This window comes from Nostoc sp. PA-18-2419, from assembly GCF_005869855.1.
Classification (GTDB): domain Bacteria; phylum Cyanobacteriota; class Cyanobacteriia; order Cyanobacteriales; family Nostocaceae; genus Nostoc.
Genome location: NZ_SZNH01000027.1, coordinates 61,061 through 83,376, shown reverse-complemented (window position 1 = coordinate 83,376; position 22,316 = coordinate 61,061). Strand labels below are relative to the sequence as shown.

Sequence of the window (22,316 nt, the reverse complement as noted above, 5' to 3'; positions counted from 1 at the left end):
CTAGCTGCTGCACTGTTAATAAATTCTCGACTGTGATTTTAGCGATCGCTCCACCTGCATGAGGTTTTGGAGTCACTTGTCCTATATTTCGGTAGCGACGAATTAACCGTTGGACAAACGATAAGCTTACTTGAAAGCGGTCTGCAAGTTGTCGAAGTGACCCTTCCTTGGCTGTATAAGCATCAATTACCCGTTGGCGTAGATCATTTGAGTAGGCAGCAGGCATTACTGTGAGTATTTTTATTACTCTTCTAGTTTATACATTTTGTAGTCTACTCAATTGAAAACCGCTGTAAACAAAATTTTTGATAACTGTTGAAATGCTTTATACATATACATTTTTGTAGTTTTTGACCCATTTTTTTAATTTTTTTGTAAGAAATCTGGGAAAAGACTATGAACGTGGGTTCACGAAATTATGACTAAGCAACTCTTAGGGAGTTACCTATCTGTTATTATCAATTCTGTTAAAGTCAAACAGAAATTATTCTAGGAGATAAACAATGGATAAGAAATATGATGTTTATGGTGTAGGTAACGCTTTAGTAGATATAGAATACGAAGTATCTCCAGAGTTACTACAAGAGTTAAAGATTGACAAAGGTGTAATGACACTTTTAGATGAAGATAGTCAAAATCATATATTGGAAAATCTCAAAAATCTTCATTGCCATAAGAGTTGTGGAGGTTCGGCAGCGAACACAATAGTGGCAATTAGTCAACTAGGAGGAAAAGCTTTTTATTCCTGTAAAGTGGCTAATGATGAATTTGGAGACTTTTACATAGAAGATTTACTCAACTGTCAGGTAGATACTAACTTAAAAAATGGCGATCGCCAATCAGGAATTACAGGTAAATGTTTGGTGTTAGTAACTCCCGATGCAGATCGCACTATGAATACATTTTTGGGAATTACTGGAGAATTTTCTACACAAGAATTAGTATTAGAAGCGATCGCTGATTCAGAATATCTCTATATCGAAGGATATTTAGTGACTTCTTCCACAGCAAAAGAAGCAGCTATAAAGGCTAGAGAAATGGCTGAAAAAGCGGGAGTAAAAACCAGCATGTCTCTATCTGATTACAACATGGTGAAATTTTTTAAAGATGGTTTATTAGATATTATTGGACCTGGTTTAGACTTGATTTTTGCTAATGAAACTGAAGCATTAGAACTAGCAGATACACAAGATTTTCAAGTAGCTGTAGACAAACTAAAAACCTTGAGTAAAAGATTTGCTATTACTCGCGGTGCCAAGGGTTCAGTAGTATTTGATGGTGAGAAATTAATTGAAATCGCTGCACCTCAAGTAAAAGCTGTAGATACAGTGGGAGCAGGAGATATGTATGCAGGAGCTTTCCTCTATGGAATTACCCAAGGTATGAGCTATGAAGAAGCCGGAAAATTAGCATCAGCCGCAGCTTCTAAGATTGTTACATCCTACGGGCCAAGATTAAAAACTGAGGAATTAAAGGCATTAGTTACTGCTTAGGGAACTTCAAAAAATAAATTATTCGGGTTCAGGTCATTGACAGTTGACTTTTGAGTGTCAACCATTAGCCAGAATCGATCCCGTCCCCAGTTCATTCTTCCTGTTTTCCTAAATACACTTCAATCACACGTGAGTCATTTTGCACTTCCTCAAAATTGCCTTCACACAGCACTGAACCTTGATGTAGTACTGTTACTTTGCGAGCAATTTGACGCACGAATTCCATATCGTGTTCAATAACTAAGATTGAATGACTCTGAGCTAATGCTAAAAGTAGTTCGCCAACGTTGTAGGTTTCCTCATCTGTTAAACCAGCAACCGGTTCATCAACAAGTAATAAATCAGGAGACTGTGCTACTAACATCCCAATTTCTAAACGTTGCTTTTCGCCGTGGGAAAGTAAAGCTGCTGGAATGTCTGCTTTAGGACTTAAACCGATGGTTTCTAACAAGCCTTTAACATTGTTTTTTTCTGTAGTGCTAGAACTAGCAAATAAAGTAGAAAAGACATTTTTATTTTTGTTACTGGTTATTTCTAGATTTTCGCGGGGTGTTAAATTTAAATAAACTCTAGGTGTTTGGAATTTGCGCCCAATTCCTAACCGCGCAACTTGATGTTCTGAGAAAGAACGCAGGTTTCTTCCTTTGAATAGAACTTGCCCAACAGTTGGTTTTACTTTGCCAGTAATTACATCCAAAAATGTTGTCTTTCCCGCACCATTAGGACCGATTACTACTCGTAACTCACCGACATCCATACTAAAGTTTAGTTGGTTTAAAGCTTTAAAACCATCAAAACTAACAGTTACATTTTCAGTTTCCAATATTTTGACGTTCATGTTGCACTTGGGCGTCTTCTTCTAAAGCAGGATATGTCTCAAGTTGACGACGTTTAAAAAGAGGAATGTTTTGATTACGCAGCCAACCCACTATGCCATCAGGAAGCACTGTCACGACTATTAAAAATAGTGCCCCTTGAAAAAATAACCAGATTTCAGCAAATTGTTCGCTTAAAAAAGCACGGGCATAATTGACTAACAAAGTTCCGACAATTGCCCCAATTAAACTAGCGCGTCCCCCTACTGCCACCCAAATTACCATTTCAATGGAAAAGGCAATATCCATCGCTCTCGGCGATACAGAACCACTTTGGATGGTGTAAAATGCTCCGGCAATGCCAGCGATCGCCCCAGAAACTCCAAACACCAAAACCTTAAAATCCGTAGGATCATATCCAGAAAATCTGACTCTACTTTCATCATCCCGAATTGCTATTAATAATCTGCCGAAGCGTCCACTTGTCAGCCAGCGACAGATTCCGTAGGTAGCGCCGAGAAACACCACCGTCAAAGTATAAAAAACAAATTGCGTTTTGGTATCGCTGACCGTTGCCCCAAACAAAGTTGTAAAATCTATCAGCCCATTCGTACCGTTAAATAATTTTTGTTGACCATTAAAAAAGTTAAAAAATACAATCGTCCCTGCTTGAGTCAAGATAGAAAAATAGACTCCCTTGAGACGATTTCTAAATACTAAATATCCCAATAATCCTGCTAATAGCCCTGGAATTAATACCACAGCAGCTATTGTCAAAGGAAAAGAATAAAAAGGTTGCCAAAACGCAGGAAGTTCTGTAACTCCATAAAGCCCCATGAAATCAGGTAACTCACCAGGAGGGACTTGCAGTTTCAGGTACATGGCGATCGCATATCCACCCAAACCAAAGAAAATACCATGTCCCAAACTCAATAAACCAGTATAGCCCCAAATCAAATCAATACCCAAAGCTGCGATCGCCAGCGATAAAAATCTGCCCAACAAATTCAGGCGAAATTCCGAAAGCACCAATGGCATAATCACAATTAGGGAAAGTGCGATCGCCACCACTACCCCCACCTCAATAAATAATCCTCCCCTCTTCCTCATTCTTTGCGCCTCCCCGCCTCTGCGTGAAATTTAAACATCAACAGTACGTCCCTTCTGCGGAAAAATTCCCCCAGGCTTCCACTGTAAAAATACAATAATCAGCGCAAATACCATTACCTTCGCCATACTCGTCGTGGCAAAAAAAGTAAAGAAATCTGCTAAAGGCTTCACAGGAGTTAATAACAAAGCCAAAGTACCAGAACCAATTAAAAAATTAGCTGTACCAATTCCCAAAGCTGCCACAATAGTACCTGCTAAATTCCCCACACCCCCTACCACAACAACCATGAAAGTATCGATAATATAGTTTTGTCCCGTATTCGGCCCCACAGAACCGAGTAAACTAATCGCACATCCAGCTACACCAGCTAAACCCGAACCGAGTGSAAAAGTAACTGCATCAACTTTTTGAGTTGGGATACCCAAACAAGCACTCATACTTCTGTTTYGCGTCACAGCCCGAATTCTTAAACCCCAGTTAGAACGTTGTAAAAATAAATAAATACCTGCTACACAAATTATTGTTAAAGCAATAATAAATAACCGAGCAAAGGGTAATTGGACGCCACCCAAAGACATCCCTGCTTGTAGCCAAGTAGGTGCAGTTACATCCACATTTTGAGCGCCAAACCAAGGCTGAGTTACTGCTAACTGATAAGTTTGATTTAATAAATTAGCTGTTGTCAGCGTTATACCTAGTGATAGCAATAACAACACCGCTATAACCAAGTTCCTAAGTCTTGCTAAATTTGTGCGAGAATTCAAAATCCATAACCCGCCAAAAAATAACAGAGAAAATATAGCTATACCAACTATTAATACCCAATTTACACTGCGAACAAATTGCTGAAAAATCAAACTTACTCCCCAAGTTGCCAACAAAGTCTCTAAAGGGCGTCCATAAAGATAACGAATTACACCCTTTTCTAAAATTAATCCCACAACTGCTGTGAAAATAAAAGCAATAATCAAAGCAAAAAATATATAAGTCTCAAACCACACACCACCCAATTGTTTGCAGCTATTTTGCACAACATATGTTGCATAAGCACCAAACATCATCAGTTCACCATGTGCCATATTAATGACACCCATTAATCCAAATATAATTGCTAATCCTAACGCTGCGATTAATAATACAGCGCCAATACTAATACCATTAAAGATGGCCTCTAAAAAACCTGCTAACACTTTCTTACCTATCTATTCAACTTCTCGTTCTTAAAATTACTCTGGTGCGTTAGGCTAAAGCCATAATACACTCTACTTCTATCTCTTCATAATAGTTCGTAACTCGTAATTAATTACGAATTACGAATTACGAATTACGAATTATTTAAACTTTCTTATATTTACCACCCTTGGCAGGGTCACTCCAATCACAAGCAAATCCCTTGGTTTCTTTCACAAATTGATTCCAAGGAACTGGTTCAACTGGCGCAGGGGTAGCATAGACAATATCAAACAAACCATCTTGTCTGACTTGGCCAATTCGTACAATTTTAGAAATATGATGGTTTGCATCCATTGTTACTTTACCTTCAGGTGCATCTATGGTTTGACCATACGCCGCAGCACTTACTTTAGCAATATCTGTCGTGCCAGCTTTTTCAACTGCTTGTTTCCATAAATAAACTGCAATATATGCTGCCTCCATTGGGTCATTTGTAACTCGATTTTCACCGTATTCTTTTTTGAAAGCAGCAACAAACTTTTTGTTAGCAGGGGTGTCTACTGTTTGGAAGTAATTCCAAGCAGCGTAGTGACCTTTGAGGTACTCTACACCAATTGCTTTAACTTCTTCTTCAGCAATACTGACAGACATAGAAGGATATCTTTCTGGTGTCAATCCAGCTCCTTTTAATTGTTTGAAGAAAGCAACATTGCTATCACCATTTAAGGTGTTATAAATCACGCCACCATTGGGTAAAGTTTGCCTGATTTTAGTAATAATTGGTGTAACTTCTGTGTTACCTAAAGGTAAGTAATCTTCACCAACTGTTTTACCTCCTAAAGCTTCTAGTTGTGCTTTAATGATTGTGTTAGCTGTTCGAGGAAAAACATAATCAGAGCCAACTAAAAAGAATTCTTTGCCCTTATTTTTTAACAACCAATCAACAGATGGTTCGATTTGTTGATTGGGTGCAGCACCAGTATAAAAAATATTTTTAGAACACTCTTGACCTTCATATTGTACGGGATACCAGAGCATGTGATTTTTGCTCTCAAATACTGGCTTAACGTTCTTGCGGCTAGCAGAAGTCCAACAACCGAAAACTACAGCAACTTTATCTTGATCGATAAGCTTAGTAGCCTTTTCCCTAAAAGTATCCCAGTTAGAAGCACCATCTTCAGTAATTGCTTCAATTTGTTTACCTAAAACACCACCATTAGCATTAATTTCTTTGATTGCTAACTTTTCAGCATCAACAACGCTTTTTTCACTAATAGCCATCGTACCACTCAAAGAGTGCAATATACCTACTTTGATGGTGTTACCAGTAGCAGCAGCAACAGGAGAAGCACTAGGAGAGGTGGTTTCTGTAGCGACTGGGGTATTAGGATTAGCGCAAGCTTTCAAAAAAATGCTGCCTGTGAAACTTACAGAGCCGTAGATTAAAAACTTGCGTCGGTTAAATTGTCTTGCCATAATCTTTATGAATTTTCCTGTTGATGAATCAGCCAACTTATAGGAAGCTGACAATACCAATTATTGAATTGTGATATTAGTGCGATAGTTTACTAGGAAAAAGTTACCAGTTATACAAAAAGTTTTGTTTTTGTAATAAAAATAAAATTTTGATTATTAAAGTTTGTTAACTCAATCAAGATTCTTATATTGCAATGAATGAATATAGCTGTGAATGTCTATCGCTAGCCACGACTAAGTATTGTCGCTTATGAAGGTAAAATCTGCTGTAATTACGAATGACTAATTAGGAATTATAAGTTGCTTGCAAACGTTGTAAAAGATATTCTCCTGCTAAAATTGGGGGATAAATCGGCAATTTTCCTCTTTGGCAACTTTCCAAACAAGCAATTTCTACATCATCATTAGGATGACAGAAAAAAGCAATAGAATAGCGAGACTGCTTAACTCTGTTGTCATTGGGAATCATTACTCGATGCTTAGTCGAACAAAATACATGATTTGTCCACCTCTGCATTAAATCGCCAGTATTAACTATAACAGTATCAGGAATTGCAGCCGCCTCAATCCATTCTCCTGCTGTTGTTTGTACTTCCAACCCGCCGATATCATCTTGGAAAAGTAAAGTAATACTACCATAATCGGAATGTTCGCCAGCACGCACTTGTCCGAGTTTGGGTGGTGTTTGTAATGGGGGATAGTGGAGCGATCGCAAGGTATGATTGTGGCGATTGTGTCTGGTAGTAAAAAAATCTTCTGGCAATTCCAGCGCTAAAGCAAATGTTTGTAATACCGTGTTAGCTAGTTGTGTGCAGTGATCGTAAAAAGCCACAATAGAAGCATCTATCCCCACAGCACCTTGTTTGCTGACATTAAACGCCTCTTTCAAATCACCTGGTTGATTCGGGTCAAGACGTTCTCTCTCAATCCCAACATACCCTGTATTACTCAATTCATCACTCCAAGCTTGCTTTTGCTTCACTTCTAAAGGTAAATTGAAAAAAGATTTAGTGTAAGTGAATACTTGCTCTATTAACTCTTTTGACATTCCCGAATTTTGCAAGTACATGAAACCGATTTCATGACAAGCTTGATAAATTTCTTTCACTACAGCTTGCCGATTTATTGTATTGCCATGAGTGAAAGCAGTTAAATCAATTACTGGAATTGTAACCATTAATTATTCAAGATATAGTTAACAGTTTAGTAGGGTGTGTTATGCCATAGGCTAATGCACTGTAGATTTAGCTTGATTTATCGGAGGCATAAACTTTGCTCAAAATTATACTCGTAGAAAATGAAGAACATAAAAATCATATAAAAAACCTGTTCTTCGACTATTTTCATGAAACTAAGTTAATCTTTAGGCGTGAATATAACATTAATATAGATATTAATACATTCTCCGAGCAATATCTTACTCAACTCGATGAATTTCTACTACCTTCAGGACGCTTGCTTTTAGGACAATATGAAGAACAAATAGCTGGCTGTGCTTGCTTACGAAAGATTAACCAAGATATTGGCGAAATTAAAAGGATGTATGTTAAGCCAGAATTTCGTAGAAAAGGAATAGGTCGAGCTTTATTGCAAGCTATCATCAATGAAGCTATTGATATTGGTTACTCTAAACTTCGCTTAGACACCGCACCTTATGCTAAAGAAGCACATATACTTTATCATGTATTTGGTTTTCAGAGTATCAAGCCATATTTAGAAAAAATAGAGATTCCGTTAGAATATCGAGCAAACTGGATTTTTATGGAATTGATTCTAAAATAATGAATATTCGTTGCGAAACTTCGATAGACTACCCAGCTATAGCCCAGGTGAATACATTAGCTTTTGGTCAAGATAACGAAGCAAAACTTATCGATAAAATTCGCCATTCTAACCGCTATATTCCAGAACTTTCTCTAGTTGCAGAAATAGAGAGTACTATAATCGGTTACATTTTATTTAGCTATATTGATTTAGTAGACGAACAAACATTACAAGTTCTTGGTTTAGCACCTTTGGCAATTCACCCACAGTTTCAAAGACAAGGAATTGGTAGTGCATTAATCAAAGCAGGCTTAGAAATAGCCGAAGCCAAGAAAGAAGCCATTGTGGTTGTACTAGGTCATCCAGAATTTTATACTCGCTTTGGCTTTCAACCTTCTATTATTTATGGAATCGAATCTCCCTTTCCAGTACCAAAAGAATTCTTCATGGTTAAAACACTACAAAGTTATCAGGAAAGGTACAAAGCTAAGGTTGTTTATCCACCTGCTTTTGATGGAGTTTAATCCTAATTTAGCTAGAAACTGCTATATTAATAATTTACTACCAAAAAATTGACTAAAAAACTTATAGATTAGCCTTTAAAAATTACTGGCGCTGAAACTATACCCTTTGCCTCTAAAGCCGCTGCAACTCGTAAAATCAACGCTTCATTATATGGTGCTGCTATTAATTGCACACCCAAAGGTAAAGCGTTAGGATATTGAATCGGTAGCGATAAAACTGGTAAACCGATGAAAGAAAATGGTTGAGTAAATAACCCCAAATGAGGACGAACAAGAATTTCTTCGCCATCCAAAATCATAGTTTGTTGACCGATTAGCGGCGCAGAAATCGGTGTAGTTGGGGCAAGAATAATATCCACTTTTTGAAAAACTTCCCGCACGCGATCGCGATACCATTTTCTAAACCGTTGCGCTTGTAGATACCAACTACTAGGAATCAACGCCCCAGCCAAAAAGCGATCGCGTGTTGCAGGGTCAAAATCTTGGGGACGCGATCGCAATTTATCCAGATGCAGATTTGCCCCCTCGCTAGCTGTAATTACAAACGCCGCTGCACGGGCGCGGTATGTTTCTGGTATGGTGACATACTCAGTTACACTCAAAGCATCAGCAACTTTTTGCACTGCTGCTAAAGCTGCCAATTCTGCACCTTTGGTGAAATAATCGGCAGCGATCGCAATTTTGATTGCAGAGATATCTTGATGAAGTTGTGGTAAAACTAATTCAGCAGGACGGTGAGTGCAAATTGGATCGCGATCGTCTTTTCCTTGTAAGACATCAAACACTATAGCAATGTCCTGCACCGAACGTGCAAAACACCCAATGTGGTCAAAACTGCTAGAAAATAAAGCTACTCCAGCGCGAGATAATCTGCCATAAGTCGGCTTTAAACCAAAAATCCCACACAACGCCGCAGGAACGCGAATCGAACCATTAGTATCAGAACCAAGCGTCAGTGGAACTAACCCACTAGCAACAGCTGCCGCTGAACCACCCGACGAACCACCAGCAACTCGTAGTAAATCGTGTGGGTTGTGAGTAGCACCGTGATGGGAATTTTCTGTCACAAACCCGTAGGCGTACTCATCCATATTTAAAGCACCAAGCAGCACTGCACCAGCTTGTTTCAACTTCGCCACAGCGGTTGCATCTTGGATAGCTGCTGGCTTTTCTGCATTAATTTTCGATCCCGCTAAAGTTGTTAAACCAGCAATATCGAAGAGATTTTTCACCGCAAAAGCTACACCAGCAAGCATTCCGGGGTTATTACCTTGGGCGATTTCTTCATCAATGCGTGCAGCGTCAGCCAAAGCTGCCTCAGCTGTTATAGTTGTAAAACAGTTAAATAAATGATTCCGCGTTGCTATTCGTGCTAGTGCAGCCTTGGTAACATGCACTGCGCTAACATTGCCTTCACGTACAGCAGTTGATGTTGTAATGGCATCGGCTAAATCAAAATTTATGCTGGAATATTTAGGAGATTGCACGTTTAGCTTTTTGAGTAATAGCAGTCTGCATAGTTTTTGCTAGTTGCAGCAAAATAGCCGTAAGGCCTAGATCTAAAATACAAGATAATAAAAACCAAATTGGTATAAATTTATCTTTAGCAATTTTTGCAGTTTAACTATGGTTCAAATATTGGTGCTACTTCAATTTCCTCTGGTAAAGGAAAAGAATTCACGAGATTAGCGATCGCCTTAATTCTCTCAAAATTTGCCACCACCCCATCTCGATATTCATCTCTTAAGTGCAAATCTAACAATAAAGCCATCTGCTCAATATATTCATCTACATCAAACCCTTTTCCTTCCATCTTTTTTCCTTCGCGTCCTTTGCAATTGGTTATTCTAAATCTACAACTTCTTGCGGCAACTCAAATAAACCATCTTCCCCAGGTGCAAAATCAATCACTTGATATACAGCATCAATATTTAATTCGCCGTAAATATGAGGAAATAGTTCGCCTATTTCAGCTTCCTCATCCCGAATTTCAGCTTGGACTTTCTTAGAATTAATAAAAAGTAATACCAAATCTTTTTGGTTGTTAAAAAATTTATTTGCGACTTTAACAATTTGTATTGACTTAGAACAATGAATAAAACCTTCAGTATCTAGTGAATCAGCCCGATAGCTGCCCAAGTTTTTTGCTTGTTCCCATTGTTGGCGTTCTGTAATGTGGAAAATAGTATTCATGTTGTTTATAATTAGATTCCAATAGATTTATCTGGATAAAATTCCAAACAAACATTATTTGGCTTGTGGCTATTAGGGTATATAAATATCCTAATTTGTAGTTTACCTTGCTGCCAGTTTTTACCACTTTCAAGAAACTGACAATTTTTGACAGCATTTAATTGAAATTCACTGACTGTTATCGACTCGTCACGAGCAAGTAGACTGCCAAATAAACTACTAACTGAACCATTACACATTTGAGTTTTGTAGTTACAAATTTCGTGACGCCATTTATTTACAATTTCTTTGATAACTAACTCTCTTAGTTTACTTACTTTAAAAGTATTTTTCTCAAAAGAAATAATATCATCTCCACACTCTAAAAGAATAAATTTATTTCTCATCTTGATGCCTATACTATCGGCTCGAACTTGTAAGTACTTACTTGTCAGTTTATACTTATACTCCCCCTCAGATTATAATGTTAAGTTATTTCCACCAACTTAGTAAAAATACTGGATAAAAAATGATAAAAAATATTAAGTAATTTCTCTACACATTATTCTTTAAAATCTCACCCACAAACAGAGAATTTTTTCTTTGCGCCTCTGCGTCTCTGCGTGAGGTAACTACAAATTCCTCGGAATACAAACATCTGGCGCACACAATCCAACAAACTCCAGCGTTATCACTTCAAAACTACTCAAATCCACACGTCGAATAACATGGTTATTAGTATCACTAATATATAGATACGAACCGCCAACACTCAATCCCGAAGGTTCAAAAAACCGAGTGTTCTTACCGTGTCCATCTTCTAAACCAGCAGTACCATCTCCCAAAACCGTTTGACAATTGCCGCTAGGACTGACTAATTTAATTTTGTGATTGTAGGTATCCGCCACCCACAGAAAATTTTGAGCGTATTCCACTCCTAAACAATGCTGCAAACGAACATCTTCACCTTGTCCATCAACATCGCCAAAATCAAATAAACCTCCACTACCACAAACAGTCCGCACTTGGTAAGGTTCTACAATTCCCACGCCGCGAATTGAACTAACTTCACTATCAGCAATATATAATTCTTGCCCATTATTAGTAATACCACTAGGTTGAGCAAACGCACATTCAGTGAGCGAACCATCAATACACGCTTCTGCACCAATACCAGCATAGGTTTTAATAATGCTAGTTTCCAAATCCATCTGCCAAATTTGATGCGATCCTGCCATTGCAATGAACAGGGAATTTCCCACTTTCACTAAATCCCAAGGAGAATTCAGTGCAGTTTCTAAAGCAGCACCACCATGAGGACGAATATTGCGGCTTTGTTCACCAACTCCGGCAATAGTCTCTACTACCTGGCGCTGCAAGTCAACTCGTCGTAGGGCATGATTTTCTGTATCAGCAACATAAAGCATTTGATTTTTTACGTCAAATCTCATTCCTTGGGGTGCAAAAAATTGTGCTTCCTCAAAAGCACCATCAGTCAAACCAGATTTCCCAGTACCAATCAAGTGGAGAATTTCGCCATCAAAGGTACTCATAACCAAACGATGATGTCCAGAGTCAGCAATAAATAAACCGACTTGCGTAGCTAGAACTTTACCAGGAAAAGCTAGAGGTGTAATTAACGGTTGGCGCTGTTTTTCTAAAGTCAAGCTAAGTTCTTGAAAATTAATTGTACCTTTCTGGCGATGTTGTTGAATTAGCTTTTCAATCAACTCTTCTAAAGCGTCACGGTTTCCTTCACCAGGGACAGAGGCAACTACGTAACCTTCAGGATCGATAATCATTAAAGTCGGCCAAGCACGCACAGCATACTCTTCCCAAACTCGAAAACCGCTATCAACTATAACTGGGTGTTCGATATCGTAACGCAAGATAGCTTGGCGGATATTTTCGGTTTCTTTTTCATTGTCAAATTTGCCAGAATGGACGCCGATAACGCTAAGGCTATCTTTATATTTTTGTTCTAGATATTTAAGGTCTGGTAAAATATGTAGGCAGTTGATGCAGCAATATGTCCAAAAATCTAAAATAACAACTCTACCCTTGAATTGTTTGAGAGAGATAGGTTTATCGGTATTCAGCCAAGAGTAATTTTGCGGTAATTCTGGCGCTCTAACACGGGGAATCATAAAATATTATTTGCTAAAGTTTACTTGTCGGGTTTTCTAAAAATTTAAAATATTTCTTATTTAATATCCAATAGATATCCAATAATTAAATATAAAAAACACAGTAGACATTTAAGATTACCTAAACTGAAATTTTTAAACCTTAACTTCATCGTTATATATTACAGTAAATCTAAAACACCGTAACTTGAGTTATAATTTTCCTTTAAAGTAGTGCCGACTAAAATTTATGAACACTGTATATATTTCAGATTTAGACGGTACATTGCTTGGAAATAATGCAATACTTTCTTCCTTCAGCAAGAAAGTATTGAATGAACTCTTACAACAAGGACTTCAGTTTACTGTAGCCAGTGCGCGTAGCCTTGTTTCTATGCAAATGATGCTTAAGGGTTTGAATCTTCGTCTGCCAATTATCGAATTTAATGGTGCTTTTATCTCTGATTTAGATTCTGGAAGACACGAAATCATTAATTCTATTTGTCGTGATGTAGTTGAAAGTATCTACAAACTCATATTAGAATTTGGCTGTGTTCCATTTGTATCTAGTTTTAATGGTACAGAAGATTGTGCCTATTATCAGGATGTAATCAACGATGGTATGCGTTGGTATCTTAATGATCGCCTTACAAGTAAAGACCGCAGATGGCGAGCAATTGAAGATTTGACCCATTCTTTTGGCGATCGCGTTGTTTGTCTAACAGTAATTGGTGACGCACAGCAACTACTCGAACTTCAAGCTGCAATTATTCAAATACATGGAACTAGTGTAGAGACACACTTGATGGAAAATCAATATTCTCCAGGTTGGTACTGGTTAACAATTCATGACTACAAAGCTACAAAAGACCAAGCTATTCAAACTTTAGTAGAAAATTATGGATTAAGCGAAAGTGAAGTTGTGGTGTTTGGGGATCAAATTAATGATATCAAAATGTTCAAAATTGCAACTCGTGCTATTGCAGTTGCTAATGCAAATGTCGAACTCAAGCGTTACGCAACATTAGTAATTGGCTCAAACACAGAAAACAGTGTTGTTAAATACATTCATCATGATTTTGCAAGAAAGATAGATATTTAATCCATAAATATGAAATCAGAAACACGAAATGTATTGTTAAAAGCTTACACACAGCTACAAGAGATCATTGATGAATTATACGAAGCTCATGATAGAGCAATAAAATAATGATTTTGATGATGCTAGCTTACTGGCTAGGCTAGTAGAGCAGATAGACTTTATGAAGAAGCAGAAAATTTGGAAATTGTGATTTCAGAGCAGGAGGAGAGATGAAAACAATTGAAGAACTAAAGAGTCGGATACAATAACTCAGTAAACAAGCTATTGAATTTAGGTAACAAGCATCTCAAGTGTATTTAACTAATCAGGAGCAAGCCAAACACTTCAGGCAACAGGCGAGGGAAGCTATCAAGCGCTGTCAAGTATTGATACAAGAGTCAAAACGCCAACAAGTTTAAAGCTAAAACTAGTTAGTATTAAGAACTGCTAGTTTGTAATTCTCACTAACCGCATAAACTAGAAATAGTTTTAGCGAATATCACTTTTGAAAAGACTTGATAAACTAACTACTACAGAATTATCAGCTTGGGTAGAACAAGCAAAAACTCAGGCTGAACGCGGACAACTTGCCAATCGCATTCCTCAATTAGCCTTAGCCAATCCCGATTGGTTTGCAGTCCACATCTGCTGCAAATCAGCACAAACCATCAGCTTTGGAGATACGGCTTGTGTGTTTCCCCTGATGAGCGTTATTAAAACATTTTCCTTACTTTATCTACTGGAACATTTAGGAGCAGAAACGGTTTTTGAGTGGGTTGGGGTAGAACCATCAGAAGCACCATTCAATTCTTTAGAACAACTTATTGCCGATCGCGGCCGCCCGCGCAACCCGATGATAAATAGTGGGGCAATTACTCTCGCTGATAAATTACCAGGAAAAGATGCTAGCGAGCGTACTCTTTTACTTTGTCAATGGTTGAATGAATTAGCCGGTTGTCAACTACATTTAGACGAAGTCATGTTGACTTCAGTGCGATTAACCCGCTCAACAGCCAATCAAGCGATCGCTAATTATCTTAGCGAAATTGGACATCTTGAAAATATCGAGATTTCCCTTGACACCTACGAGCAAATATGCTCTCTCTCCGGAAGAGTTGAAGATTTAGCTTTATTAGGAAAACTTCTAGTTTGCGAACATCACCGATTAACACCACAAAATCGGCGAATTGTCAATGCGGTGATGTTAACTTGTGGACTTTATCAGGCTTCTGCGGAGTTTGCAGTTAGGATTGGGTTGCCGATGAAATCTGGGATTGGTGGTGGACTTGTAGCAATAGTACCAGGTGAGGGGGCGATCGCTTGTTATAGCCCTGCCTTAGATATAGTAGGAAATCCAATAGCAGGGCTGGTTTTTATGGAAGCTTTATCGCAAAAGTTAGAGTTGAGTGTTTTCGGCTGAATGAAGAATTTTAGATTGAAACAGTCTAAGTACAGTTTTGGATAAATTCGTGGTGAATTGAGATGAGAAATTTAAACGCATAGGCGCTTCACCTTCTCGTAAGGTAGGGGCGCAGAGTAAGCGCAAAGGGACGCAGAGTATTTTTAATGAGAATTTACTAATCGAGAGGCTGTACTAAGTTTTTTCTTATTCATCAACACTCGACTTTGATTCAGGTGTTGGTGTTACCTCTAGCTGTAGTTCTGGCGTTGGAGGCTCGATGATTTCTGGCAGGGTGGGTGGTGAACTTGGAGATGGGGCAACTATTACTTCTGGGGTGGGGGTGTTTGGAGTTCGACGTTTGAAAAATTCGCCAAATCCGCCAAATCTAGGTTTTGTTGGCTCAGGTGCAACTTTTTCGGGTAATGGGGTTGCTTGTGGGGTTACAGCTGGCTTTGGTTCTGGTTGAGTTGCTGCTGGTGGGGTAGTTGGTGTTGCTTGTGGAATTGGAGTTACTTGTGGCTGTGATCCTGGCGATGGTGTAACTGTTTCTGGTGCTGGAGGCTCAATAATTTCTGGCAGGGTGGGTGGCGAACTAGGAGATGGTGTAACTGTTGTTTCCGGAGTAGGCTTCTTACCCACCCGACGGTTAAAAAATCCACCAAATCTCGGTTTTGCTGGCTCAGGCGTTACTTTTTCGGGTAATGGCGTGATTTGTGGAGTTGGCGTTACTGTTGGCTGTGGTTCTGGTGCAGGAGACTCGATAATACTTGGTGATGTTGGTGACAAGCTAGGAGATGGTGCAGCCGTTGGAGGTTCTAATTTTGGTTGTTCTGGCTTGGTTGGCTGTGTTTTCAATTGTTCTGGAATTTCTGGAATTGTCTGTTTTTCTACCTTAGGTTGTGTTTCAGGTGTTTTTTCAACAGCGGGTGTAGGTGTGAATTTATAATTCGGGTCAACAATGGTGCGTACTTCATCTGCTGTCAGTTCCCCTGTAGTAATTCTCGACAAAGTGTCTTTACCCTTTGGCTCGTAGTTAATCAGCCTAACTGTAGTATTAAAAGCATTTTTGAGAGAATTTCCCTGATTATCGAGAAATTCTAGTTTTACCCAGTTTTTACCAGGCTTCCAACCTTTGAGATAAATTGCTTGCCAACTATCAAAAATAAAGCTTTCACCATTAATCGTGCAGCGGATACGCCAATCGCTAAATTCGTCCTTGCTATTTTCTGACGCACCCAAATGCAGGGGAGCATTAGTTAAATAAAAGTCAAGTAAGATTGGCTCTGCTCCGTAACTACTTTGAGGGCGACTGTAGGTGAGCAACGGTAGACTCGGAACTGGCGTGTTGTCATCAGTTTTTGTAAAGACATGAAATGTTGTCTGAGCATAAGCCCCTTCATTTTTAAAGCTTTCATGCCAAGGACGTGAGGCAAAGACACGCAAGGTATGAGTACCTGGGGACAAGTCTGGCAAAACTAAAGGCTGATTCAGGTCGTAAACAGGTATATAAGGTTGATTATCAAGAATTACGTGTAGATGCGGTCCCAGTTGTAATTGTGCGTCTTTAAATATTGGTAAATCCTTTACTTGAAAACGGGCTGTGACTTTATTATCTGAGAAAATTTCATCAGCCTTTGGAGTGATAATTGTCACCTGTGGTTGATAAACTTCCAAAATTGGTCGCAGTTCTTGAATAACAGCAGGAGGAGCAACTTCCGAAAATTGCTTAGAAACTTGAGAAATTTGCCCAGCCTTTTCTTGATTACCAGTAGATACTTCCTGAGTGCCAGCCTTACCGCCACAACTGCCTAAGGTACATACCACTACCAATATCATTACCCACCTGAGAATCGGGAAACTCCAACGGAGGAGCTTATTTAATACCATTTTCTGCCACGATTTCATGCCTTGCACCCAGTGTTCCTCTTCGACATGTCCATAGGGAAATATAGCCCAAAAAAAGCTAGAGGAGCAGGGGAGTGGGGACTTGGGACTGGGGAACTCAAGCAGATGAGGGAATGGATAATGGGAAACTTTTAATACAAATACCTAATGTCCAATCGCCAATTCCCAGTCCTAAATCATATTTTTTACGAATTGTTATCCTTTGTAAATTAAATGAATAATCTATTGACTTTTGGACAATTAGTTTGGAGTTAAAATGCAGAAAAGACAGTTATTCCAGCGATTTTGAATTATTGTTAAAATATCTCTAACAAAGTACAAGTTAAGACTTTATAATTCAACGAGAAACAACTATTCACATGGCTCTTTACTGTGGCTTCAGCAAAAAACTGGAGTATGCAAAAAAAGATTACTATGTGGTAATCATGATTCCTCATTCCTGATCAAGAGAGGAGGTCGAATGGCAATAAGTCCTCCGGAGCGAGAGGAAAAAAAGGCAAGAGTAATCGTCGATAACGACCCGGTTCCTACCTCATTTGAGAGATGGGCAAAGCCCGGACACTTTGACAGATCTTTAGCCAGAGGTCCAAAAACCACTACATGGATTTGGAACCTTCACGCACTCGCCCACGATTTTGATACACATACAAGCGATTTAGAAGACATATCCCGCAAGATATTTTCAGCACACTTCGGGCATTTAGCCGTAGTGACAATTTGGCTGAGCGGGATGATTTTCCACGGCGCTAAGTTTTCTAACTACGAAGCTTGGCTAAGCGACCCGTTGAACATTAAACCAAGTGCCCAGGTCGTTTGGCCTATTGTGGGACAAGACATTTTAAATGGTGATGTTGGCGGTGGTTTCCACGGGATTCAAATTACCTCTGGTCTGTTCTATGTATGGCGTGGCTGGGGTATTACTAACTCCTTCCAGCTTTATGTAACTGCGATCGGTGGCTTGGTATTAGCAGGCTTGTTCTTATTTGCTGGCTGGTTTCACTACCACAAACGCGCTCCTAAACTGGAATGGTTCCAGAATGTGGAGTCCATGCTGAATCACCACTTGCAAGTATTGCTAGGTTGTGGTTCCTTGGGATGGGCAGGTCACTTAATCCATGTGTCTGCACCGACTAACAAGCTTTTGGATGCAGGGGTTGCCGTCAAAGATATACCCTTGCCCCACGAGTTCATCTTGAACAAAGACTTGTTGACGGAGCTCTACCCGGGTTTTGCTGCTGGTTTAGCACCCTTCTTCACCTTGAACTGGGGTGAGTATGCTGACTTCCTCACCTTCAAGGGCGGTCTAAACCCAGTAACAGGCGGCTTGTGGCTGACAGATATTTCTCATCACCACTTGGCGATCGCAGTCCTGTTCATCATTGCTGGTCACCAGTACCGTACCAACTGGGGTATTGGTCACAGCATTAAAGAGATCCTGGAAAACCATAAAGGTCCTTTCACTGGTGAAGGTCACAAAGGTCTTTACGAAAACCTGACCACATCTTGGCACGCTCAGCTGGGAACTAACCTGGCGTTCTTGGGTTCGCTGACCATCATCATCGCGCACCACATGTACGCGATGCCCCCCTATCCATACTTGGCAACTGACTATGCTACGCAGTTGTGTATATTCACTCACCATATTTGGATCGGTGGCTTCTTAATTGTTGGTGGAGCGGCTCATACTGCCATATTCATGGTGCGAGATTACGATCCAGTTGTGAACCAAAACAACCTTCTGGATCGGGTAATTCGTCACCGGGATGCGATTATTTCTCACCTGAACTGGGTATGTATTTTCCTGGGCTTCCACAGCTTTGGACTTTACATCCACAACGATACAATGCGTGCATTGGGTCGTCCCCAAGACATGTTCTCTGATACGGCAATTCAATTGCAGCCAGTGTTTGCCCAGTGGATACAAAATATCCACGCCTTGGCACCTGGTACAACTGCACCCAATGCCTTAGAACCAGTTAGCTATGTCTTTGGCGGCGGAATATTGGCTGTTGGCGGCAAAGTGGCAGCTGCGCCCATCGCTTTGGGTACAGCAGACTTCTTAATTCACCACATTCACGCCTTCACCATTCACGTCACCGTCCTCATTCTGCTTAAGGGTGTGCTATTTGCCCGTAGCTCTCGTCTGATTCCAGACAAAGCCAACTTGGGCTTCCGCTTCCCTTGCGACGGTCCAGGTCGTGGCGGTACCTGTCAAGTATCTGGTTGGGATCACGTATTCCTGGGACTATTCTGGATGTATAACTCCCTGTCGATTGTAATTTTCCACTTTAGCTGGAAGATGCAATCAGATGTCTGGGGAACCGTAGATCCAGATGGTACTGTGACTCACATCACAGGTGGTAACTTTGCCCAAAGCGCCATCACCATTAATGGTTGGTTGCGTGACTTCTTGTGGGCACAAGCAACACAAGTCATCAATTCCTATGGCAGTGCGCTATCTGCTTATGGACTCATGTTCTTAGGCGCTCACTTTATTTGGGCATTCAGCTTGATGTTCCTGTTCAGTGGTCGCGGCTACTGGCAAGAATTAATTGAGTCGATAGTTTGGGCGCATAATAAACTGAAGGTAGCACCAGCAATTCAGCCTCGCGCTCTGAGCATTATTCAGGGTCGCGCTGTAGGGGTAGCTCACTACCTTTTAGGAGGAATTGCTACTACTTGGGCATTCTTCCATGCACATATCCTTTCAGTAGGGTAGCAATCAGTTATTTAGAGTGCTGAGGGCTGGGGGCTGAGGAGCCAGTGCTTTGAGCGGCTCTGCCGACTTGAAGCAACTGGCGTTGCAGAGAAAATACTCTAAACTCGGAACTCAGAACTCTAAACTCAGGACTCAAGACACTGATACTTGATGGCTAAAGGTCAGAGGATTTATTAAACCTATGGCAACAAAATTTCCAAAATTTAGCCAGGATCTCGCACAGGATCCGACTACTCGTCGGATATGGTATGCGATCGCCACAGGCAATGACTTTGAAACCCATGATGGCATGACAGAGGAAAATCTTTACCAAAAGATTTTCGCTACTCACTTCGGTCACTTGGCAATCATCTTCCTGTGGGCATCCAGCCTCCTGTTCCATGTAGCCTGGCAAGGTAACTTTGAACAGTGGATTAAAGATCCCCTTCATATCCGTCCTATCGCTCACGCGATTTGGGATCCCCACTTCGGCAGACCAGCGATCGAAGCTTTTACCCAAGCTGGCGCTAGCAATCCAGTAAACATTACCTACTCTGGTCTGTACCACTGGTGGTATACCATCGGTATGCGAACAAATACCGAACTGTACAACGGTTCAGTATTCCTGTTGATATTCGCAGCCGTATTGTTGTTTGCTKGTTGGCTGCACTTGCAACCCAAGTACCGTCCTAGCCTGGCATGGTTTAAGAGTGCTGAACATCGCCTAAACCATCACCTAGCAGGTCTGTTTGGTGTTAGTTCTTTGGCTTGGACTGGTCACTTGATTCACGTTGCCATTCCTGAAGCTCGCGGACAGCATGTAGGTTGGGACAACTTCCTGAGTACCCCACCCCACCCAGCAGGTTTGACACCCTTCTTTACAGGTAACTGGGGTGTTTACGCTCAAAACCCTGATACTCCTGGACATATATTTGGTACATCCCAGGGTGCAGGGACTGCAATTCTGACTTTCTTAGGTGGCTTCCATCCCCAAACAGAAGCTTTGTGGCTGACTGACATGGCTCATCACCACTTGGCAATCGCTGTTATTTTCATTGTTGCCGGTCATATGTACCGGACTAACTTCGGAATTGGTCACAGCATCAAAGAAATGCTGAACTCCAAAGCTGGTTTAGTTCCGGGAACTAAGAGTGAAGGTCAGTTTAACTTGCCTCACCAAGGTATTTATGACACCTACAACAACTCACTGCACTTCCAATTAGGATTTCACCTAGCAGCCTTAGGTGTAATCACCTCCTTGGTAGCACAGCACATGTACGCCATGCCTCCTTACGCATTTATTGCTAAGGACTATACAACTCAGGCAGCGCTGTACACGCATCACCAGTATATTGCTGGCTTCTTGATGCTTGGTGCTTTTGCCCACGGAGCCATTTTCTGGGTACGTGATTACGACCCAGAGCAAAACAAGGGCAACGTTCTTGACCGCGTATTGAAGCATAAAGAAGCGATTATCTCCCACCTGAGCTGGGTATCCCTTTTCTTAGGCTTCCATACTCTTGGTTTGTACGTACACAATGACGTAGTAGTAGCTTTCGGTACTCCCGAAAAACAAATCCTAATTGAGCCAGTATTTGCTCAGTTCGTCCAAGCTGCTAACGGTAAGGTACTGTACGGATTAGATACCTTGTTATCTAACCCAGATAGTATTGCTTACACAGCATGGCCTAACTACGCTAACGTCTGGTTACCAGGCTGGCTAGATGCTATCAACGCTGGTACAAACTCTCTGTTCTTAACAATAGGCCCTGGCGACTTCTTAGTACACCATGCGATCGCCTTAGGTTTGCACACCACCACCTTGATCTTGGTCAAAGGTGCTTTGGATGCCCGTGGTTCTAAGCTGATGCCTGATAAAAAGGACTTCGGCTATGCCTTCCCTTGCGACGGTCCCGGTCGTGGCGGTACTTGTGACATCTCAGCTTGGGATTCCTTCTATCTAGCCGCGTTCTGGATGCTCAATACCATTGGTTGGTTAACCTTCTACTGGCACTGGAAGCATCTCGGTATTTGGCAAGGTAACGTTGCTCAGTTCAATGAGAACTCTACATACCTCATGGGCTGGTTCCGCGATTACCTGTGGGCAAACTCCGCTCAATTGATTAACGGTTACAACCCTTACGGCGTGAATAACCTGTCTGTCTGGGCTTGGATGTTCTTGTTTGGACACCTAGTTTGGGCTACCGGCTTCATGTTCTTGATCTCTTGGAGAGGTTACTGGCAAGAGTTGATTGAAACCCTTGTCTGGGCACACGAGCGCACTCCTCTAGCTAACTTGGTTCGCTGGAAAGACAAGCCCGTGGCTCTGTCCATCGTTCAAGCTCGCGTAGTTGGTCTGGCGCACTTTGCAGTTGGTTATGTTGTGACTTACGCCGCATTCTTGATTGCTTCTACTGCTGGTAAGTTCGGTTAATCTAGCTACTAGTTTTGTAGATAAGTAATAAAAATCCCCTGCCGCAAGGTGGGGGATTTTTGTTACTTAGCCAATAAGTAATACTACATTTCGTCTCGTTTGTTACATTAATAAAAGAAGATATGAGCTTTGTATCAAAACT

Annotated in this window: 19 protein-coding genes; 7 read left to right on the top strand and 12 right to left on the bottom strand. The window is 40.6% G+C overall.

The window, feature by feature from the left end; all coding sequences use genetic code 11:
* The coding region (locus FCR06_RS23450; RefSeq protein WP_138504011.1) for a helix-turn-helix domain-containing protein at window positions 1–226 on the bottom strand (226 nt) is incomplete at its 3' end.
* Between the two features lie 277 nt (window positions 227–503).
* Between FCR06_RS23450 and FCR06_RS23445 the strand changes: the two genes are divergently transcribed.
* Window positions 504–1,493 (top strand): adenosine kinase, encoded by a 990-nt coding sequence (locus FCR06_RS23445; protein ID WP_138504009.1) that lies wholly within the window; start codon window positions 504–506, stop codon window positions 1,491–1,493.
* Window positions 1,494–1,584: 91 nt separating this feature from the next.
* On the opposite strand, the gene urtD is transcribed toward FCR06_RS23445, so the two are convergent.
* From urtD to FCR06_RS23420, 5 genes are all read right to left on the bottom strand, one after another.
* On the bottom strand, window positions 1,585–2,331 hold the full coding sequence (urtD, locus tag FCR06_RS23440; RefSeq protein WP_138504007.1) for an urea ABC transporter ATP-binding protein UrtD: 747 nt from the start codon (window positions 2,329–2,331) through the stop codon (window positions 1,585–1,587).
* Entirely contained in the window at window positions 2,306–3,418 is a 1,113-nt protein-coding gene (urtC, locus tag FCR06_RS23435; protein WP_138504005.1) for an urea ABC transporter permease subunit UrtC, read from the bottom strand. Before urtC ends, urtD begins: the two co-directional genes overlap by 26 nt.
* Before the next feature lie 30 nt (window positions 3,419–3,448).
* Window positions 3,449–4,609 (bottom strand): ABC transporter permease subunit, encoded by a 1,161-nt coding sequence (locus FCR06_RS23430; protein WP_138504003.1) that lies wholly within the window; start codon window positions 4,607–4,609, stop codon window positions 3,449–3,451.
* A gap of 145 nt (window positions 4,610–4,754) precedes the next feature.
* Window positions 4,755–6,068 (bottom strand): urea ABC transporter substrate-binding protein, encoded by a 1,314-nt coding sequence (gene urtA, locus FCR06_RS23425; protein ID WP_138504001.1) that lies wholly within the window; start codon window positions 6,066–6,068, stop codon window positions 4,755–4,757.
* A 286-nt stretch (window positions 6,069–6,354) separates the two neighbouring features.
* Window positions 6,355–7,245, bottom strand: a complete 891-nt coding sequence (locus tag FCR06_RS23420) for an isopenicillin N synthase family dioxygenase (RefSeq protein ID WP_138503999.1) — start codon at window positions 7,243–7,245, stop codon at window positions 6,355–6,357.
* 95 nt (window positions 7,246–7,340) lie between these two features.
* On the opposite strand from FCR06_RS23420, the gene FCR06_RS23415 reads away from it, so the two are divergent.
* Both FCR06_RS23415 and FCR06_RS23410 read left to right on the top strand, forming a co-directional pair.
* Window positions 7,341–7,850: a GNAT family N-acetyltransferase gene (locus tag FCR06_RS23415; protein WP_138503997.1), complete on the top strand. Its 510-nt coding sequence runs from the start codon at window positions 7,341–7,343 to the stop codon at window positions 7,848–7,850.
* Entirely contained in the window at window positions 7,850–8,356 is a 507-nt protein-coding gene (locus FCR06_RS23410) for a GNAT family N-acetyltransferase (protein ID WP_138503995.1), read from the top strand. The genes FCR06_RS23415 and FCR06_RS23410 overlap by 1 nt, the downstream gene beginning before the upstream one ends.
* Before the next feature lie 68 nt (window positions 8,357–8,424).
* Here FCR06_RS23410 and FCR06_RS23405 read toward each other — a convergent pair whose 3' ends face one another.
* From FCR06_RS23405 to FCR06_RS23385, 5 genes are all read right to left on the bottom strand, one after another.
* On the bottom strand, window positions 8,425–9,819 hold the full coding sequence (locus FCR06_RS23405) for an AtzE family amidohydrolase (protein WP_138504017.1): 1,395 nt from the start codon (window positions 9,817–9,819) through the stop codon (window positions 8,425–8,427).
* Window positions 9,820–9,980: 161 nt separating this feature from the next.
* A complete protein-coding gene (locus FCR06_RS23400) occupies window positions 9,981–10,169 on the bottom strand; it encodes a DUF4089 domain-containing protein (protein ID WP_138503993.1) in 189 nt (62 codons plus the stop codon).
* Between the two features lie 29 nt (window positions 10,170–10,198).
* Window positions 10,199–10,549, bottom strand: a complete 351-nt coding sequence (locus FCR06_RS23395; RefSeq protein ID WP_138503991.1) for a DUF952 domain-containing protein — start codon at window positions 10,547–10,549, stop codon at window positions 10,199–10,201.
* Between the two features lie 11 nt (window positions 10,550–10,560).
* On the bottom strand, window positions 10,561–10,935 hold the full coding sequence (locus FCR06_RS23390; protein ID WP_138503989.1) for a KGK domain-containing protein: 375 nt from the start codon (window positions 10,933–10,935) through the stop codon (window positions 10,561–10,563).
* 225 nt (window positions 10,936–11,160) lie between these two features.
* Window positions 11,161–12,675 carry a thioredoxin-like domain-containing protein gene (locus FCR06_RS23385; protein ID WP_138503987.1) on the bottom strand — a complete coding sequence of 505 codons (1,515 nt, stop codon included), beginning with the start codon at window positions 12,673–12,675 and terminating at the stop codon, window positions 11,161–11,163.
* A 229-nt stretch (window positions 12,676–12,904) separates the two neighbouring features.
* Between FCR06_RS23385 and FCR06_RS23380 the strand changes: the two genes are divergently transcribed.
* Window positions 12,905–13,756: an HAD hydrolase family protein gene (locus FCR06_RS23380; protein WP_138503985.1), complete on the top strand. Its 852-nt coding sequence runs from the start codon at window positions 12,905–12,907 to the stop codon at window positions 13,754–13,756.
* Between the two features lie 484 nt (window positions 13,757–14,240).
* Window positions 14,241–15,155 carry a glutaminase A gene (gene glsA / locus FCR06_RS23365; protein ID WP_138503983.1) on the top strand — a complete coding sequence of 305 codons (915 nt, stop codon included), beginning with the start codon at window positions 14,241–14,243 and terminating at the stop codon, window positions 15,153–15,155.
* A 186-nt stretch (window positions 15,156–15,341) separates the two neighbouring features.
* Here the strand turns inward: glsA and FCR06_RS23360 are convergent, their stop codons facing one another.
* Window positions 15,342–17,042: a hypothetical protein gene (locus tag FCR06_RS23360; protein WP_189523547.1), complete on the bottom strand. Its 1,701-nt coding sequence runs from the start codon at window positions 17,040–17,042 to the stop codon at window positions 15,342–15,344.
* Window positions 17,043–17,502: 460 nt separating this feature from the next.
* Here FCR06_RS23360 and psaA point away from each other — a divergent pair, with 460 nt between their 5' ends.
* Complete coding sequence (gene psaA / locus FCR06_RS23355) at window positions 17,503–19,761, top strand: photosystem I core protein PsaA (RefSeq protein WP_138503981.1); 2,259 nt, start codon at window positions 17,503–17,505, stop codon at window positions 19,759–19,761.
* A gap of 181 nt (window positions 19,762–19,942) precedes the next feature.
* On the top strand, window positions 19,943–22,174 hold the full coding sequence (psaB, locus tag FCR06_RS23350) for a photosystem I core protein PsaB (RefSeq protein WP_138503979.1): 2,232 nt from the start codon (window positions 19,943–19,945) through the stop codon (window positions 22,172–22,174).
* Window positions 22,175–22,316 lie beyond the last annotated feature (142 nt).